At 45.8% G+C, this 17,576-nt stretch carries 13 protein-coding genes and 1 tRNA gene; 5 read left to right on the forward strand and 9 right to left on the reverse strand.

The features are described from left to right. Nucleotides 1-121: 121 nt before the first annotated feature. Genes SEDOR53_RS0112200 through SEDOR53_RS17885 form a run of 4 tightly spaced genes read left to right on the forward strand, consistent with a single transcriptional unit; the run spans nt 122 to nt 6,768 of the window. A complete protein-coding gene (locus tag SEDOR53_RS0112200; protein WP_037361199.1) occupies nt 122-2,863 on the forward strand; it encodes a DUF1553 domain-containing protein in 2,742 nt (913 codons plus the stop codon). 19 nt (nt 2,864-2,882) lie between these two features. Next, the gene (locus SEDOR53_RS0112205) at nt 2,883-4,391 is read left to right on the forward strand and encodes a DUF1501 domain-containing protein (protein WP_026769977.1); all 1,509 of its coding nucleotides are present in this window, start codon (nt 2,883-2,885) and stop codon (nt 4,389-4,391) included. 20 nt (nt 4,392-4,411) lie between these two features. Further along, nucleotides 4,412-5,341, forward strand: a complete 930-nt coding sequence (locus SEDOR53_RS0112210) for a sugar phosphate isomerase/epimerase (protein WP_026769978.1) — start codon at nt 4,412-4,414, stop codon at nt 5,339-5,341. A gap of 29 nt (nt 5,342-5,370) precedes the next feature. Continuing rightward, nucleotides 5,371-6,768 (forward strand): c-type cytochrome domain-containing protein, encoded by a 1,398-nt coding sequence (locus SEDOR53_RS17885; protein ID WP_037361201.1) that lies wholly within the window; start codon nt 5,371-5,373, stop codon nt 6,766-6,768. Nucleotides 6,769-6,846: 78 nt separating this feature from the next. On the opposite strand, the gene SEDOR53_RS0112220 is transcribed toward SEDOR53_RS17885, so the two are convergent. The 4 genes from SEDOR53_RS0112220 to SEDOR53_RS0112235 form a co-directional block, all read right to left on the reverse strand. Next, nucleotides 6,847-7,152 (reverse strand): hypothetical protein, encoded by a 306-nt coding sequence (locus SEDOR53_RS0112220; RefSeq protein WP_026769979.1) that lies wholly within the window; start codon nt 7,150-7,152, stop codon nt 6,847-6,849. 173 nt (nt 7,153-7,325) lie between these two features. Further along, nucleotides 7,326-7,399: transfer RNA gene (locus tag SEDOR53_RS0112225), tRNA-Arg, on the reverse strand. Between the two features lie 72 nt (nt 7,400-7,471). Then, nucleotides 7,472-8,251 carry an SDR family oxidoreductase gene (locus tag SEDOR53_RS0112230; RefSeq protein ID WP_026769980.1) on the reverse strand — a complete coding sequence of 260 codons (780 nt, stop codon included), beginning with the start codon at nt 8,249-8,251 and terminating at the stop codon, nt 7,472-7,474. 76 nt (nt 8,252-8,327) lie between these two features. After that, nucleotides 8,328-9,140 carry a phytanoyl-CoA dioxygenase family protein gene (locus SEDOR53_RS0112235; protein ID WP_026769981.1) on the reverse strand — a complete coding sequence of 271 codons (813 nt, stop codon included), beginning with the start codon at nt 9,138-9,140 and terminating at the stop codon, nt 8,328-8,330. Between the two features lie 370 nt (nt 9,141-9,510). Between SEDOR53_RS0112235 and SEDOR53_RS0112240 the strand changes: the two genes are divergently transcribed. Continuing rightward, nucleotides 9,511-10,389 carry a BamA/TamA family outer membrane protein gene (locus SEDOR53_RS0112240; protein WP_198018916.1) on the forward strand — a complete coding sequence of 293 codons (879 nt, stop codon included), beginning with the start codon at nt 9,511-9,513 and terminating at the stop codon, nt 10,387-10,389. Between the two features lies 1 nt (nt 10,390). On the opposite strand, the gene SEDOR53_RS0112245 is transcribed toward SEDOR53_RS0112240, so the two are convergent. From SEDOR53_RS0112245 to pfkA, 5 genes are all read right to left on the reverse strand, one after another. Further along, nucleotides 10,391-11,068 (reverse strand): phosphatase PAP2-related protein, encoded by a 678-nt coding sequence (locus SEDOR53_RS0112245; RefSeq protein ID WP_198018918.1) that lies wholly within the window; start codon nt 11,066-11,068, stop codon nt 10,391-10,393. A 23-nt stretch (nt 11,069-11,091) separates the two neighbouring features. Continuing rightward, a complete protein-coding gene (nagB, locus tag SEDOR53_RS0112250) occupies nt 11,092-12,990 on the reverse strand; it encodes a glucosamine-6-phosphate deaminase (protein ID WP_026769984.1) in 1,899 nt (632 codons plus the stop codon). A gap of 183 nt (nt 12,991-13,173) precedes the next feature. Next, a complete protein-coding gene (locus tag SEDOR53_RS17890; protein WP_037361205.1) occupies nt 13,174-14,805 on the reverse strand; it encodes a beta-N-acetylhexosaminidase in 1,632 nt (543 codons plus the stop codon). A gap of 153 nt (nt 14,806-14,958) precedes the next feature. Further along, entirely contained in the window at nt 14,959-16,449 is a 1,491-nt protein-coding gene (pyk, locus tag SEDOR53_RS0112260) for a pyruvate kinase (RefSeq protein WP_084220424.1), read from the reverse strand. Nucleotides 16,450-16,490: 41 nt separating this feature from the next. Further along, complete coding sequence (gene pfkA / locus SEDOR53_RS0112265) at nt 16,491-17,477, reverse strand: 6-phosphofructokinase (RefSeq protein WP_026769986.1); 987 nt, start codon at nt 17,475-17,477, stop codon at nt 16,491-16,493. Between the last annotated feature and the right edge of the window lie 99 nt (nt 17,478-17,576).

Raw genomic sequence — 17,576 nt, forward strand, 5'->3', positions numbered from 1 at the left:
TCCTAAAAGCTGGATATATATATAAAATATTTATAGGCAATCGATTGTCTGTGCTCTGCAAGCAAATGATTGGTAAAAAAAGCGTATTTTTTAGCACTGATTCTACGATAAAGACTGCCTGATGAAATTTCTTTTTACAAAGAAAAAATATGTTATTACCGGAATTGCCGTTATTGCAGCAACGGGTTTTATCTTTTTGCTGTCGCCCACTAAAAGGATCGATTTTAATACAGAAGTAAAACCCATCCTCAATAAAAAATGTATTTCCTGTCACGGCGGAGTCAAAGCCAAGGGCGGATTCAGCGTATTGTTCCGCGAAGAAGCATTGGCTAAAACAGAGTCTGGCAACCCTGCTATTATTCCCGGTGATCCTAACGGAAGTGAAATGATCCGCCGGCTGACTTCCAAAGACCCGGAAGAAAGGATGCCCTATAAACATGAAGCCCTTAGTAAAAATGAGATACATATCCTGAAAGAATGGATCAGGCAAGGGGCTAAATGGGGCGATCATTGGGCCTACCTTCCCGTACAAAAAACGGATGCCCCTGATATCGCCAATAACTGGATACACAATGATGTAGATAAATTCATTTATGCCAAACTGAAGGAGGAAAAATTACAACCTGCTGCCCAGGCAGATAAAGCTACCTTGTTAAGAAGGGTAAGTCTTGACCTGATTGGTAGGTATCCAACGCAGACAGTTGCAGAACAATACCTGAAAAGCAATAATGATAAGGCATACGAAGTGTTGGTGGACTCCCTGCTTGCTTCACCGCATTTTGGAGAACGATGGGCTTCCCTTTGGCTGGACCTGGCGAGGTATGCCGATACCAAAGGATACGAAGCCGATGGAGGCCGTTCTATCTGGAAGTACAGGGACTGGCTTATCCATGCTTTCAATGAAGACAAACCATACAACCTTTTTATTACGGAACAAATGGCCGGCGATCTGTTGCCAGATCCTACAGATGCACAATATATTGCTACTGCTTTTCACCGGAATTCAATGAACAACGACGAAGGCGGAACCGACAATGAAGAGTTCAGAACAGCCGCAGTGATAGACCGGGTGAACACTACCTGGGAATCGTTGATGAGTACCACTTTTTCCTGTGTACAGTGCCACAGTCACCCTTATGATCCTTTTCATCACGAAGAATACTATAAATTCCTGGCTTATTTCAACAATACCCGTGATGAAGATGTACCCGGTGAATATCCCTTACTGCGTGAGTACAACGATACGATGCAACAAAAATTAAAGTCGGTTGTTGAATGGACAAAAAAATATGCATCGGAAGCAGAAGCAAAGAATCTCAAGAAATTCCTGCGTACATTACAGCCATCGGTTAATTCCACAACGGCCGACAGTTTGAAAAATGCAGTGATTGCGAATCATAATATTCAATTGATCATTCGCAATCACGCAGTAGCCCGTCTTAAAAAAATAGACTTGCAACAAAAGAACCTGCTGGTGTGCAAACTCTACACCAATAACCCATCAGGCACATTGAAACTGCATGTAGATGCGCCGGACGGGCCCTTACTGGCTTCTGTGGCATTAAAGGCAGTACCACAGTGGCGGAATGAATATATCAACCTGTCACCACAAACTGGTGAGCACGATGTGTATCTCACTTACGAGAACCCCACATTGCATCCAGACAACAAAGCATTTGCCGTATACTTCGACTGGTTTGGTTTTATAGAACAATTGCCAGGCAAATCTGTATCCGGTTTTACAAAAACAGAACAGTCCTTCCATGAACTGTTGGATGCCAAAGTAACTACCACACCTGTAATGGTAGAGAATCCATCCTGGAAGTGGCGGAAAACGAATGTGTTCATAAGGGGAGCCTGGACCAGTAAAGGAAAAGAAGTGGAACCGGCAGTACCGAAAGTATTTGCGTATGCCATGCCCACCGGAGCACCTAAGAACCGCATGGGATTGGCCATGTGGTTAACCGATAAACGGAATCCCTTGGTCTCCAGAACGATTGTAAATCGTTTATGGGAGCAGCTGTTCGGCACCGGTATTGCCGAAACACTTGAGGACCTGGGCACACAGGGAATACCACCTACTCATAAAGACCTGCTGGATTTTCTCTCCTGGAAGCTGATGAATGATTACCGATGGAGCCTCAAGACCTTACTAAAAGAACTGGTAACGAGTACTACTTACCGGCAAGATTCGAAACTGAACAATGAAGTAAAAGAAAAAGATCCGTTCAATAAATATTATGCGCGCGGACCAAGGGTACGATTAAGCGCAGAACAACTGCGTGACCAGCATTTGTGCATCAGTGGTATGATGAGTGATAAAATGTATGGTCCAGGCGTGATGCCCTGGCAGCCAGAAGGGATATGGCTTTCACCCTACAATGGCGCAAAATGGATCAACAGCAAAGGAGAGGACCAGTACCGCAGGGCCGTGTATACTTATTGGAAACGCACCGCGCCGTATCCCTCCATGATTACATTTGATGGGGTGCCGCGCGCATTGTGTACAGCCCGCAGAATCCGCACCAACACACCGTTGCAGGCATTGGTAACAATGAACGATTCTGCTTACCTGGATATGGCACGACATTTTGCATACCGTATGCAAGAGGAAGCGGGTAAAAAAACAGAGCAGCAGATCATGAAAGGATATGAACTCATGTTGTATAAACCCATCAGCCAGGTGAAATTGAGCCTGTTCAAAGGCTTGTACGACAGGGCCTTGAGAGAATTTAAAAATGATCAGGACAAGACCTGCGAGATGATCGGCATGAATGATCAACACAACAACCCTGAAACAGCAGCACTGGTTGTGGTAGCGAATGCTATGCTGAATCTCGATGAAATAGTGATGAAATGGTAAACGAGCAAAACAGTTGTTCATGACACAAAAAGAATTACAGGTACAACGGTTGGTGAAAGAAGCGCAGGAAGCGCAATTGCGCTTACATACCCGCAGGCATTTCCTGAAAGAAAGTGCTATGGGGCTCGGCGCATTGGCCATGGGTTCATTGTTGGGTGGATGCGGCAGTAACAGCAATGCTATTGCACCTGTTGCATTCGATCCCGCACATCCATTGCTTCCCAAACCCCCACAATTTGCAGGCAAAGCCAAAAGTGTCATTTACCTGCACATGGCGGGTGCTCCTTCTCAATTGGAATTGTTCGATTATAAACCTGAATTGATGAAGATGGATGGACAGGATTGTCCGCCTTCATTGCTTGCCGGGAAGAAATTCGCTTTCATAAGCGGTGTGCCTAAAATGCTGGGTCCGCAAGCCCGTTTCGCACAACATGGTGAAAGCAGGACATGGGTAAGCGAGAACCTGCCACATTTTTCAACAGTAGTAGATGAAGTGAGCTTTTTAAAAGCAGTTACTACCGATCAGTTCAACCATGCACCTGCGCAACTGTTGATGCATACAGGCAGTCCGCGTTTGGGAAGACCCAGCATGGGCAGTTGGGTTACTTATGGCCTGGGAACAGAAAACCAGAACCTGCCCGGCTTTGTAGTACTAACAAGCGGCGGCAGTTTCCCCGATGCAGGTAAATCGGTATGGGGGAGTGGTTTTTTGCCATCGGTTTACCAGGGTGTACAGTGCCGAAGTGAAGGCGATCCGGTTTTATTCATCAAGGATCCTAATGGTATGAGTCGCGATTTACGAAAAGCATCGATTGAAACGATCAATGAAGCCAACCGGCAGGAATATGCCGAATACAATGACCCTGAAATTCTTTCACGCATCTCACAATACGAGATGGCTTATCGTATGCAGATAACGGCTCCCAATGTAATGAACATCAACGATGAACCATCATATATACATGAGATGTACGGTACCCAGCCTGGTAAAAGTTGCTTTGCGAATAATGTATTACTGGCGAGGAAGCTGGTTGAAAAAGGCGTGCGTTATGTGCAATTATTCGATTGGGGTTGGGATGCACATGGAGATAGTCCCAATAATGCAGTCAATATAGGCCTCATCAATAAATGCCGGACGATCGACAAAGCCATTACAGCTTTGTTGCTCGATTTAAAACAAAGAGGCCTGCTCGAAGAAACACTGGTGGTATGGGGCGGCGAATTCGGCCGTACGCCCATGATGGAAAATAGGAATGGCATCAATGCGCCATTTAAAGGAAGAGACCATCATACAGAAGCATTCACAATATGGATGGCGGGTGGCGGTATCAAACCGGGATATACTTATGGCGAAACGGACGAGATCGGTTACAGTGCCGTGAGCGGTAAAACAGACGCCTTCGATATACAGGCAACTATATTGAACCAGTTGGGTTTTAACCATGAACAGTTCACTTATTATTTCCAGGGAAGACCTTTCCGCCTCACAGATGTAGGAGGGAAAGTGATCCGGGATATCATCGCTTAAAAAAACTATAAACAGATACAATGAAACAAAGCCGAAGGAATTTTATCAAACTCAGCGCCACAGCAGCCGGCATGCTGTATTCATTAGACGAATTTGCAGCAACGGATAAACCTTCCTTTAAACAAAACGGGAAATTCAGTTTGTTGTTGATGGCTACCAACTGGGGATTCAATGGCACGATCGATGAATTTTGCGCTGCCGCCAAAAAAGAAGGCTATGATGGCATAGAGCCAGTGTGGCCAACTGAAGCCAAAGACCAGGAGGCATTGTTTGCTGCTGTGAAAAAACATGGACTCGAAGTGGGATTTTTGTGCAGGGGCTGGCAAAACGATTTCAAGGAGCATCTCGAAAGCTTTAAAAAAGTAACTTCCGATGCCGCCAACAACCGGTTTCAAAAACCGGTATATATCAATTGCCATTCCGGGCGTGATTATTTTAGTTTTGATCAATCGGCATCTTTCATCGATCATACCACGCAACTTTCTAAAGACACAGGTATTCGGTTCTGTCACGAAACGCATCGTTCGCGCATGCTGTTCGCTGCGCATATTACCAGGCAGTTCATAGAAAAGAAACCCGACCTGAAACTTACTTTCGATGTATCGCATTGGTGCAATGTGCACGAAAGCCTGCTGGGCGATCAAAAAGACACGGTTGATATGGCGTTGGAAAGGGTAGAGCATATCCATGCGCGTATCGGCCACGAAGAAGGGCCGCAAGTGAATGATCCGCGCGCACCGGAATGGGAAGCGGCGGTTAAGCAACATTTCGCATGGTGGGACAAGGTAGCGGAGCGTAAAAAAAGAAATGGCGAGCGAATGACGATCCTCACCGAATTCGGGCCACCTACATACATGCCCACACTGCCCTATACGAGGCAACCACTGGCCGATCAATGGGCCATCAATGTGTATATGATGAAATTACTGAGACAGCGATACGGTGCGTAAAGCCCTTCGTTTAAAAAATTGTATCGATCATGTTTTTATCTGTTTCAGGTTTGATGGGACGTTTTCACCCGGTACTGGTGCACTTGCCTATCGGTATCTTATTGCTAGCCTGTTTTTTTCAATGGCTTTCTATAAAAGAAAAATTTGCATTGCTTAGGCCGGCAATCCCTGTGATGCTCTTCTGGGGTGTGCTGAGCGGAATATTCTCCTGTTTAACAGGGTATATGCTTTCACTCAGCGCAGATTACGATGCTGACTTGGTAGAGCAGCATCAATGGCTGGGTATTTTTTCAGTAACAGCTTCTTTGATCTTCTATTTGTTGTATAAGTTTTCGTTCAATGAAAAAATGGCCCGCTGGTTTTCCCTGGGCATCATTGTATTGATTACCATTACCGGGCACCTGGGCGGATCATTGACGCATGGATCGGATTACCTTACGTCCGGCCTGCACAATAACCAGGAAGGCCCTGCATTGAAACCCATTCCCAATATCCAGGAAGCAGCGTTGTATCCTGGTGTGGTACAGCCTTTGTTGCAAGCCAGGTGTTACAGTTGTCATGGGCCTGAAAAACAAAAAGGAAAATTAAGACTCGATCAACAAAACTTCATACTCAAAGGAGGGAAGGATGGCGTAGCACTCATCGCTGGTAAAGCAGATGAAAGCGAAATGATCAGGCGAATATTGCTGCCGGTTTCCAATGAAAAACATATGCCGCCCAAAGAGAAACCTCAACTCACCGCAGAAGAAATCGCCTTACTGCATTGGTGGATCAGTACTGGCGCAGATTTTAATAAGAAAGTTAAAGACCTGCCGCAAACAGAAAAGATCAAACCGGTGCTGATTGCTTTGCAATCGGGCAATGTTAAAAAAGAAGAAAATGCAATGCCTGATCAGCAGGTGGCGAAAGCTGATGAAACCATTGTCAACAGGCTGAAAAAAGCCGGGGTAATAGTGGTGCCTGTTGCACAGAACAGCAATTATCTTTCTGCCAATTTTGTGAATGCCAATGCCGATTCCCTGATAGCGTTGCTTGAACCACTCAAAGAACAGCTTTTATGGTTGAAGTTAGATCATGCCGCTATCGATGATGCTGCTATGCCGGTTATTGGCAAACTTACGACTCTTACAAAACTGCAACTCAGCAATACACTTGTTACAGATCAAGGGATCGCTGCATTGCAATCATTGCATCACCTGGCATCTCTTAACCTCACAGGAACAAAGGTTACGGCAAAAGGAATAGAACAATTAAAACCTTTAAAAGAACTCAGGTATCTGTACCTGTATCAAACAGATGTGAAAAACCAGGAGTGGACTTTGTTGCAGAAAGTATTTCCGGCAACGAGACTGGACTCGGGAAAATACATAGTACAATCGTTGCCTACTGACACGATGATTGTAAAGCCCCCTCCCAAAAAAATGTAATAATGAAAAAAATATTTCTGTATTTGTGCTGTACCCTTGTGATACTGACATCCTGTAAAACAACATTGTTGACGTAAGTCAACGGCTTATCGAGGGCACTTCATATTCGTTTTCATCAACCATGTCCAGTATCCTGGTTTTAGGATTGATCATTACAGTCCCTTCTACATTACTCCATAATTTTTTTAACGCATTCAGGGTTAACAGGGCATTGTCTATATGATCGAAAACCAAATCAACAATTACATAGTTCGGGTCTTCGCTCAGCCTGTAGATGCGATAACGCTTGACACCTGATTTTTTTCTGTCAATCGGATCGCTGTCAAAGGCTTTCTTCCAGCCATTGTAGTTTGGAACAAGGTGCTCAATTTGTAAAATAGTCATATCGAACAATTTTAATTGGTTACGACGATACAATGTTGAAGCATGTGCGGCATAAGAATGTTATGGAATTTAAATGAAAATACGGATAGTTCAAAGCCGCCGGCGAAAGATGTGATAACTGAAGACGCCAGGTGAGGTAAATAAAAAAGAGCAGTAACATACTGCTCTTTTTGTGACCGCGTCAGGATTCAAACCTGAAACCTTCTGATCCGTAGTCAGATGCTCTATTCAGTTGAGCTACGCAGCCATTCCCATTAATCGGGCTGCAAATATAAAGGCTAAAAAAGAATCTGCAAAACCAATTTGCGTTTTTTCAACATTAATCTAAATCATATATACCTGCTGAAGCTTTCTCTACCAGCTTCTTAGGCAATAACCACGCAAAAAATGCACCGAGTTTATTGATCATACCAGCGATCAACTCTGTTTTGCGGGCAAACATAGCGTGTACCGCCAGCCGGGCAACTGCTTCAGGTGTCATGTTCACTTTCTCGGCCGTTTTAAGGGCTTTAGGCCCCACATTGGCCCTGTGTGCAAAACCGGTGTCGGTAGAACCCGGACTCACAGCCGTTACCGATACCCGGGTATTACGCAATTCATAGCGCAGCCCCCGGCTGAAATTCAAAACAAAAGCTTTCGAAGCGGCATACACGCTCAGTCCGGGCACTGCCTGGTATGCTGCCGAACTGGCAATATTCAGGATATAAGCCTGCGGCTGTTCTTTTAAACGGGGCAGGAGGGCACTGCAGAGGGCTACAGGCGTCATCATGTTCACTTCCATCATTTCGCGGTGCTCAGCGGCATTATAAGCCGTAAACGGGCCACTCAATCCATATCCCGCATTGTTTACCAGGATATACACCGGATAATGCTTTTCATCTACCCAGCGAAGGATTTGTTCTACTGCGCCGGCCTTGCCCAGATCGGCTGCCAGGTAATCTACCTGTATACCGTGTTTAACAGTCAGCTCATTAGCGAGTGCCGACAGCAGGTCGCCACTGCGGGCTACCAGCAGCAGGTCGATCTTTTTAGCCGCTAACTCTTCTGCAATGGCTTTGCCAATTCCTTTGCTGGCCCCGGTAATCAATGCGTAACTCATTGTACTTGTTTTGAATGAAAAAGGCCAACAGTTGTTGACCTTTTCACAATATCATTTTTGACTGAGGGTATAATTTTTAATGATGCACTTTGCTGGTAAAACGGTGATAAAAAGGTGTTTTACTGTTCTCATCCTTCGGTTTGTACTTACCCGTTACAATGGGCACATACATTACACGGCGGCGGCTCTCTTCACCGAATTTTGGTGATTGCTTCACGCGGTGCCAGAGACGGCCATCGTGCACCGACAGGTCGCCGGCGTTGAGGTCGAACCCAACTTCACGGTTATCATCGCTGTTATCGATGAAATATTTTTTACCGAACAACAATTTCAGTACACCTTGCTTGTGGGTACCAGGGATCACACGCAAACCACCATTTTCAAAAGGACAGGTATCGAGGTGTATACCCACATTGAGCATGGGCATGATCTTTTGTCCTAAGAAAAGGTCACGGGGCGCATCGGTATGCCAACCCATTTGGGTAAAAGTGCTGTTAGGTGTGTTGATGTAATTGTTGATGACCAGTCCGTCTTTTTCATTCTCCGCAATACGTCCTTCGTAAGGCCCGAGGAAAGCGGTGAGGGCTTTCAACCGGTCGTCTTCCAGTAATTGGTGCAGAGGGTCGCTGTATAAAGAACTGAAACATAAACGCTGGATGGTTTTGTTGCCATGCTCGTCTTTGCCAAATTTCAAGGGGATGCCGTTCACTTTATCGCGTCCTTCTTCCAGCCATGTCTGCTCCAGGCGTTTCAGCTCATCAATGAATATATTCACTTTTTCCCTGCTGATGAAGTTCCTGAATACTATTACACCGTGCTTGTCGAAAAAATCCAATTGCTCCGCGGTTACAGTATCTCCCAGTTGAAAATGACTATCCCATTTTTTCATTCTTACGCTGTTACGGTTAGTATATTAGTGTAATGTTAATTAATTATTACAAAATTGTAAAGGGCAAAACCCCAAAAACACGCAAATCTAAGCAATTTATGAAGAGATTCCTCTAAGATAATGTATAAGAGGTTTATTTTGCGTGTTTTATGACACAAAACGCTGTTTTATGTGCAAATTAACTGCCGTATTTATACTATCCTGGTGCTTTTACATTACGGCAGTTGCACAAAAAGATTCTGTCAGGCATACGAATTTCCTTGTTTTACCAGTGATTGCCAAATCCATTGAAACGGGCTGGTCTGGCGGGGCCGTGGGCTCTGTCACATTTCGTTTACATCCTAAAGATACGATAAGTAGAACATCCAACATGCAACTGCTGGCATTGTATTCTTTAAAGAAACAATTGATACTGGCTATCAATGGCGCGCAATACAGCCGGCACGAAAAATACATATTGAGTGAGCAAGTTTCATTCAGTTCATTTCCCGATAAATTCTGGGGATTGGGCAAGTACACCAAAGACAACGATTATGAATCGTATAAGTACAAACAGTTTTATATCTACCTCCACCTGATGCGTAAACTGGGCCATCATTTTTTTATCGGCGGCCTGTTTGAGCGCCAGCAACTCAATGATGTGGAGTACCAGGCCGGCGGTCTCTTCGATCAGCAACAGATTGTGGGTAGAAATGGATATACAGTTGCCGGGTTGGGTATGAGTTTTACATACGATACCCGCAACCATGCATTTGCACCTAATAAAGGTGGGTTCGCGCAGGTATATTTCAACCACTTCGATAAATACCTTTTCTCCGATTACAATTATACCAACATTGTGATCGATCTTCGCAAGTACATTGCTTTCGGTAATAATGTATTGGCTTTGCAGGCCTATAGTTTTGGTAATACGGGTAATGAAGTACCGCTGCGCAGCCTGGCACTCCTGGGTGGCTCCAACAGCATGAGGGGTTATTATGCCGGCCGTTTCAGGTATACCCACCAGATGGTTTTCCAGAGCGAGTATCGCTTTCCTATTTATCGCCGCTTCGGAGCAGTAGCCTTTGGTGGTTTGGGTGATGTGGGAAACAGCTTCACCGATTATTCATTCGGCGACTTCAAATATTCAGTAGGTGCCGGCCTGCGCTTCGCGCTGATGAAGAGTGACAAACTCAACCTCCGTCTCGATTACGGTATTGGACAGGGTAATAACAGCGGACTGTATTTCCAGTTGGGAGAAGCTTTCTGATCTAACAACCTGTTACCAGCTTACCCATACGGTAAATGATATAAGTGAAAATAAAAGCAGCCAGTACATCAATGGTATAATGCACATGCTGTATCAGCACCAGGCAAGCCACAGCAATGGTAGCCGTGAGGGTGATGATCTTGTCTAGCTTCTTTTTCACACTGAGGAAAATGAGGAACTGGATAGAAGTATGGCCGGAAAAGAAGAGGTCTTTTGTGATGAATTTATCAGCACCACCATAAAAAATACTGGTGAGCGGGTCTTTCAAAACGATCAGTCCTTCTGGTGGTGACAATGGTACCAATGTAATAGTGAGCACGCGTGCGAGGCATAAAAAAAGAAACGACCACAACATCAGCAAGAAAATATCGGCACGCTGTACACACCTGATCAGCAAAAGGATACTCACAGACCAGATAACGATGAAAGTGATCAGCGAAACATCTGCCACCGGTATTTGCTGGAGAATGAAATCATTCAACTGTATACCCTGCCGCTTTTCAACATAAGAAAAGAAAAACGGGAACAAAGCCAGCAGCGCCACCAGCAACATACCACCAACAATGGTTTTGACCCGGAAGCTCTTATTACGCCAGGCTTCATCCCAGGTCTGGGCCGGCATTTCATTTTTCTTTACTTCAGCAATAGGAACATACGTATTGACCTCGGGTGTCTGCATCGGACAAAAGTAGTTATAATGGCTCAATAATGCCATCTAACGAAGGCTTCCATCGCCGCATACTTGGTCATGCCCAATTCAGCGTAGAGATTGGCGGTATTGGCATTCCGGTCTTCCGCTCTTTGCCAGAATTCGCGGCTGTCGGTACCCTGGAAGGGAACCATGTCTTTCTGCGACTGGTGAATGAAGATGCCAAAACGTTTTTTCATTACCTGGTCGGGACTCATTGGAATGGCCATTTCTATTTCTGAAATATCCCATTCCTGCCATGCGCCTTTGTACAACCATACCCAGCAATCTTTTATCCAGGATTCGCCGGCAGCTTTAAGACGGTGCATGCTTTCAAAAATAATATCGAGACAAACTTTGTGCGTGCCATGCGGATCGGCCAGATCGCCTGCACAATAGATCTGGTGCGGTTTTAATTTGCGCAGCAACTCCATGGTGATCTGCACATCTGTTTCGCTCATGGGTTTTTTCTCTACAGTACCTGTTTCATAGAAAGGCAGGTTCATGAAATGACAACGGTCATCGGTGAGACCAACATAGCGACAGGTAGCTTTGGCTTCGCAGCGGCGGATCAAACCTTTGATAGCGCGTATTTCGGAAGTGTCGGATTCGTCTTTTTTCTTAGATGCCAGGAAGGTACGTGCTGCTGATAGTATCTGCTGGCTCTTGTTGTTGTCGATACCAAACATATCTTCAAAACCGACTGCAAAATCGAGGAAACGGGTAACAAATTCATCGGTCACCGCAATGTTACCGCTGGTCTGGTAAGCTACATGTACCTCATGCCCCTGGTCGTGCAGGCGCATGAACGTACCTCCCATGCTAATGATATCATCATCGGGGTGTGGGGAGAAGATGAGGCATTTTTTAGGATAAGGTTCGCTTCTTTCCGGATGCGTGGGCAACACTACACCAGGCTTGCCGCCAGGCCAGCCTGTGATGCTGTCGCGCAACATATAAAATACCTGCAGGTTGATCTCATAAGAATCCCCTTTTTCAACCAGCAGATCAGAAAGGCCGTGCTCGTTATAGTCGTGAGCGGTTAAACTCAATACAGATTTTTTCAACTTGAGACCCAGGTTCACTACCGCTTTTTTGATCATCTGCGAAGTCCATTCGATTTCACCTGCGAGCCAGGGATATTTGATGCGGGTCAATTCCTGCGCAGCAGGTTCATCAATCACAAATGTGCAATCGCCATGTTGTTGCAAGATGCTCGCGGGCACCTGCTCGGTCACATGTCCTTCCACTGCTTTGGCTACGATGGCGCTTTTCATACCCCATGCCATCAGTAAAATGCGCTTGGCTTTGAGGATGGTGCTGATACCCATGGTGATGGCCAGCCTGGGCACTTTAGACATGTTCTGGAATTCGTAAGCATTGGCCAAACGTGTGCCGTTATCGAGATTTACCAGCCTGGTTTTGGAATAGATGCTGGAACCTGGCTCGTTGAAACCAATATGTCCGTTGTTACCGATGCCCAATATTTGCAGGTCTATACCTCCGAGTTTTTCAATAGCTTCTTCATAGAAAGCGCAGTGCTTTTTGATCTCTTCTTTGGGCCAGTTGGCATCGGGTATGTGAATATTGGCAGGGTCAATGTCTACATGATTGAACAGGTGGCGATGCATAAAACTCCAGTAACTCTGGAATGCATCTCTTTCAATAGGATAATATTCATCGAGGTTGAAGCTGATCACATTCTTGAAACTCAATCCTTCTTCGCGGTGCAGGCGAACCAATTCGGCATACATGCTGATGGGGGTGGAGCCGGTAGCGAGACCCAGCACGCAAAGCTGGTTGTTTTTTTGTTTCTCGCGGATGAGTTGTGCGATCTGCTGCGCAACGTAACGCGAACCATCTTTGGAACTGGGGTGTATGGCAACCGCGATTTTTTCGAATGAATCAACCATGTTAGTGAGGTATTTGTAGTGTAGTGTTTTTTACGGTTCGCTAAAGTACACGCTCTTTTGAAGATAGAAAAGAAATGAGGCCAGGAAAACGCTAAAAACCTCAATTCAATCAATCGGTTGCATACGCTACAAAGCCCTGTAATACTGCATTACAGGGCTTTGTAATATTTTTATAAACAGGTGTTAGTTATTGGCAGGATCGAAATAAGCCTTGCTGTAATTCACTTTCCACCAGTCGTAACGCTTGAACTCGGCGCGCAGTTTCTGATCGAACCGATCCCAGTTGCGCTGTGATTGCTGGCTCCAGAGCACTTCACTCAGGGCGCTCATGCGCGGGAAGATCATGTACTCTACTTTGGATACATTGTTCATGTACTCAGTCCATATATTCGCCTGTGCACCCAATACATATTTTGCATCGTCTGCCGACAACTCTTTAGGTATGGGCTCATAGCTGTACACTTTCTGAACGGTGGTGTATCCGCCGATGGTAACAGAGTCTTCTTTCTTATCCTGAGAATGGTCGAAATACATCCATCCGCCGGGTGTCATGATCACATTGTGTTTTTGCCTGGCCGCTTCAATACCGCCCTGCTCGCCGCGCCAGCTCATTACTGTGGCATTGGGGGCCAGGCCGCCCTCCAGTATTTCATCCCAACCAATGATCTGTCTTCCTTTGCTGTTCAGGTGTTTTTCTATACGCTGGATAAAATAACTCTGCAGGCCATGCTCGTCTTTCAACCCTTTTTCCTTGATCAGTTGCTGGCAGAAAGGAGAGCGCTTCCAGCTTTCTTTAGGGCACTCATCGCCGCCGATATGGATGTATTTGCTGGGGAACAAAGCGATTACTTCATCCAGTACATTTTCCAGGAATTTGAATGTATACTCGGTAGGAGCAAACACATCGGGGAATACGCCCCAAACCTGCTGCACCTGCTTACCGGTAGAATCACCATGCCATGCGGTCTTGGCGGGATGTTTGGTAGACTCATCTGGGAAGCAGCTCAGTTGCGGGTAAGCGGCGATGGCGGCAGAAGAGTGACCAGGCAATTCAATCTCGGGGATCACGGTGATGTAACGGTCACTCGCATATTTCACAATTTCTTTCACCTGTTGCTGGGTATAAAAACCACCACGACGGATGCCATCGTTTCCTTTACCGGGATAACGGCCAATGATGGTACCGTTCCTGAAACCGCCCACCGATGTAAGACGGGGATATTGCTTGATCTCAATACGCCATCCCTGGTCTTCCGTTAAATGCCAGTGGAAAGTGTTGAGCTTGTACATGGCAATGAAGTCGATGTATTTTTTAATGAAATCAACGGGGAAGAAATGACGGCCCACATCGAGGTGCATACCGCGGTATGCGAAGCGGGGCCTGTCTTCTATGCTGAGAAAAGGAACAGTGAATGTTTTGCTTTTTTCCAGCGGTAATAATTGAATGAGCGACTGGATGCCATAAAATGTACCATTCTCAGTATGACCGGCAATGGTTACGCCACTTTTGTCGATGTTCATGGTATAAGCGCCATCCACACCGTCTGTCATGGCAGCCTGCTTCAGTACAATGCCCGAAGCAGCTTTGCCTTTGATCACCTTTAAATTGAACCCATAAAATTTTTGCAGGTAATCGTTCAGGAAACGGGCAGATTTTTCCATCCCGGCTCCGCTTACAATGATCTTGGTATTGGCATCAATCGTAAAATGCCCCTGTCCAACTTCCATCTTGGCAGGTTGGGGAATGATGTTTACACTTTGTGCATGTAACTGCATCAGCGGAAGCATCAATAAAGCTAGCAATGTTTTTTTCATGGCGTGAATATGGTTAAAGAATGCTGCTAATGTACAGCCTCTTTCTAATAATCTGGAGTTGAAACATTAAAAGGCACAATCGTTTGCGTGTGTAAATGGCATTAAAAAAGCCCATATGTGATTACAGTGGGCTTTTAATAAGATGATATCAGCTTATTCTGCTTTGGTTATCTTGATGATATTGGTAGGAAGGTGCAGGTGCACAGGCGTGCTTCCTGTATTCACCACCACATCATTGGTATTGACAAAACCACGCTCTTTGAGGATATTGATCTGGTCAAAAATGATATCGTCCAGGCTGTCTTCTTCTGCATAATAGAAAGCACGTACGCCCCAACTGAGGCTCAGTTGGTTCACCAGTGTTTTTTCCTTGGTGAAGATATACAGCGGAGAAGATGGGCGATAGCTGCTAAGCATGAAAGCGGTATAACCACTCTGCGTCATACCAATCAATGCTTTGGCTTGTACGTCTTCAGCGATCTTACAGGCATTGTAGCAAACGGCATCGCTGTGGAAAGAAGGAGAGTGGGGTTGCGGTTTCAGGTCTTCCGAACGGTTGTAACGGTATTCTTTGCTTTCCACTTCCATAATGATTTTGCGCATGGTTTGTACTACCAGTGCAGGGTGTTGGCCGGTAGCGGTCTCACCGCTCAACATCACCGCATCGGCACCTTCCAGTACGGCATTGGCCACGTCGGTGATCTCACTGCGGTTGGGTTTTACGCGGTCGATCATGCTTTCCATCATCTGTGTAGCCACGATCACCGGCTTGGCGCGGTGGAGACATTTACGGATCAGTTCTTTCTGGATCAACGGAATGCGCTCTACGGGCAGTTCCACACCCAGGTCGCCACGGGCCACCATGATACCATCGCTTTCCACGATGATGTCACGGATATTGGTGAGTGCTTCGGGTTTTTCAATTTTAGCAATGATCTTGCTCTTGCTTTGTTTTTCCCTGAGTCTTCTCTTCAGGTCAACAATATCGTTCACACTGCGTACAAAACTCAACGCTACCCAGTCGCATTTTTGTTCAATGATGAATTCCAGGTCAGCCAGGTCTTTCTCGGTCAACGCAGGCAAAGAAATTTTGGTATCGGGCAGGTTGATGCCTTTCTTGGAAGAGAGAATACCACCCAGCGTTACCACTACTTTTACATCGCCGTTCTTTTCAATGCTCACTACTTTTACCTCCAGTTTGCCATCGTCTATCAGGATGATGTTGCCGATGGTTACGTCGCCGGCCAGGTTGGGGTAAGAAACATAGATCTTCTCCAGCGTGCCGATGCATTTTTCATTGGTGAATGTGAGGATATCGCCCACTTTCACTTCCAACGCGTTGTTTAAGATCTCACCTACGCGGAGCTTGGGGCCCTGCAAATCGGCCAGGATGGAAATATTATAAGGCTGGGTTTTATTGATGTTGCGGATATGTTCAATGATGCGCGCTTTGTCTTCATGACTGCCATGCGAGAAGTTGAGCCTGAAAACATTCACACCTGCCTGTACCAATTCAAGCAGTTTTTCATAGGTATCGCAAGCAGGGCCTACGGTAGCTACGATCTTGGTACGATGGTTCACATGGTCGATACCCGCTTCTTTGTTCATATCCTTGTGCAGGTACTTATCTATATTCTTTGACATCTTTTATTCAGTTGGGGGGGGTGAAATAAATGGGTTAGTGTTTAGCTGGCGAGGATCTTCACGATCTTCAACCATTCTTCAGATATTTTTTGTTTGGCCTTGATGGCATTGTCAAGCGGTGTATAATACAGGTTGTTGTTTACGATACCTACCATTACATTGTGCTTGCCGTTGAGCAGGCATTCCACTGCATGATAGCCCATGCGGCTGGCAATGAGCCTGTCGAGACAGGTAGGAGAGCCGCCACGCTGGATATGGCCCAGGATACAAACCCGTACATCGGCTTGTGGTATGCGCTTTTTGATAACGGCCGCCACTTCATTGGCGCCACCGAATTCATCGCCTTCGGCTACCACCACCAGGTTCACCAGTTTCTTTCGCTTTTCTTTTTCGGTGAGCGAATGGACCAGCTCTTCCATATCGGTCTTGCTCTCTGGGATGAGGATATTCTCAGCGCCTGTAGCGATACCACTATGCAACGCAATATAACCGGCATCGCGGCCCATTACTTCCACAATGAATAAACGATCGTGCGCATCGGCAGTATCCCTGATCTTGTCAATGGCATCCACTGCTGTATTCACTGCCGTATCGAACCCAATGGTAAAATCGGTACCGGCAATATCTTTATCGATGGTGCCCGGCAAACCAATACAGGGTATATCGAATTCGTTGCTGAACTTTTGCGCACCGCGGAAACTGCCATCGCCGCCAATGATCACCAATCCGTCAATCCCTTTTTTCTTGAGGTTCTCAAAGGCTTTTTTACGGCCTTCGGGTTCAAAAAATTCTTTGCACCGGGCTGTTTTGAGAATGGTTCCGCCGCGTTGGATGATATTGGCAACAGAACGGGAATCCATGGGGATAATGTCGTCATCTATCATTCCGCTGTAACCGCGTATGATTCCGAAAACTTCCAATCCATGATAAATACCGGTTCTGACTACAGCCCTCACGGCTGCATTCATACCCGGGGCGTCTCCTCCTGAGGTCAGTACGCCGATCTTAGTAACTTTTCTTGCAGACATTTTTAGATATGCGATTCTTCTTTAATTCGACTAATGGGTTTTGGTATTTGCTCCTGTAACCAATAAAAGTGTACTTGCTACACGGAGTTTCAAAAATAA

The sequence above is a fragment of the Asinibacterium sp. OR53 genome (assembly GCF_000515315.1).
In the GTDB taxonomy this organism is placed as follows: domain Bacteria; phylum Bacteroidota; class Bacteroidia; order Chitinophagales; family Chitinophagaceae; genus Sediminibacterium.

Excerpts from the sequence above, each read along its gene's own strand:
- SEDOR53_RS0112200 (WP_037361199.1), top strand. The coding sequence starts at position 122 with ATGAAATTTCTTTTTACAAAGAAAAAATATGTTATTACCGGAATTGCC.
- SEDOR53_RS0112205 (WP_026769977.1), top strand. The coding sequence starts at position 2,883 with ATGACACAAAAAGAATTACAGGTACAACGGTTGGTGAAAGAAGCGCAG.
- SEDOR53_RS0112210 (WP_026769978.1), top strand. The coding sequence starts at position 4,412 with ATGAAACAAAGCCGAAGGAATTTTATCAAACTCAGCGCCACAGCAGCC.
- SEDOR53_RS17885 (WP_037361201.1), top strand. The coding sequence starts at position 5,371 with ATGTTTTTATCTGTTTCAGGTTTGATGGGACGTTTTCACCCGGTACTG.
- SEDOR53_RS0112220 (WP_026769979.1), bottom strand. The coding sequence starts at position 7,152 with ATGACTATTTTACAAATTGAGCACCTTGTTCCAAACTACAATGGCTGG.
- SEDOR53_RS0112230 (WP_026769980.1), bottom strand. The coding sequence starts at position 8,251 with ATGAGTTACGCATTGATTACCGGGGCCAGCAAAGGAATTGGCAAAGCC.
- SEDOR53_RS0112235 (WP_026769981.1), bottom strand. The coding sequence starts at position 9,140 with ATGAAAAAATGGGATAGTCATTTTCAACTGGGAGATACTGTAACCGCG.
- SEDOR53_RS0112240 (WP_198018916.1), top strand. The coding sequence starts at position 9,511 with ATGCAACTGCTGGCATTGTATTCTTTAAAGAAACAATTGATACTGGCT.
- SEDOR53_RS0112245 (WP_198018918.1), bottom strand. The coding sequence starts at position 11,068 with ATGCAGACACCCGAGGTCAATACGTATGTTCCTATTGCTGAAGTAAAG.
- nagB (WP_026769984.1), bottom strand. The coding sequence starts at position 12,990 with ATGGTTGATTCATTCGAAAAAATCGCGGTTGCCATACACCCCAGTTCC.
- SEDOR53_RS17890 (WP_037361205.1), bottom strand. The coding sequence starts at position 14,805 with ATGAAAAAAACATTGCTAGCTTTATTGATGCTTCCGCTGATGCAGTTA.
- pyk (WP_084220424.1), bottom strand. The coding sequence starts at position 16,449 with ATGTCAAAGAATATAGATAAGTACCTGCACAAGGATATGAACAAAGAA.
- pfkA (WP_026769986.1), bottom strand. The coding sequence starts at position 17,477 with ATGTCTGCAAGAAAAGTTACTAAGATCGGCGTACTGACCTCAGGAGGA.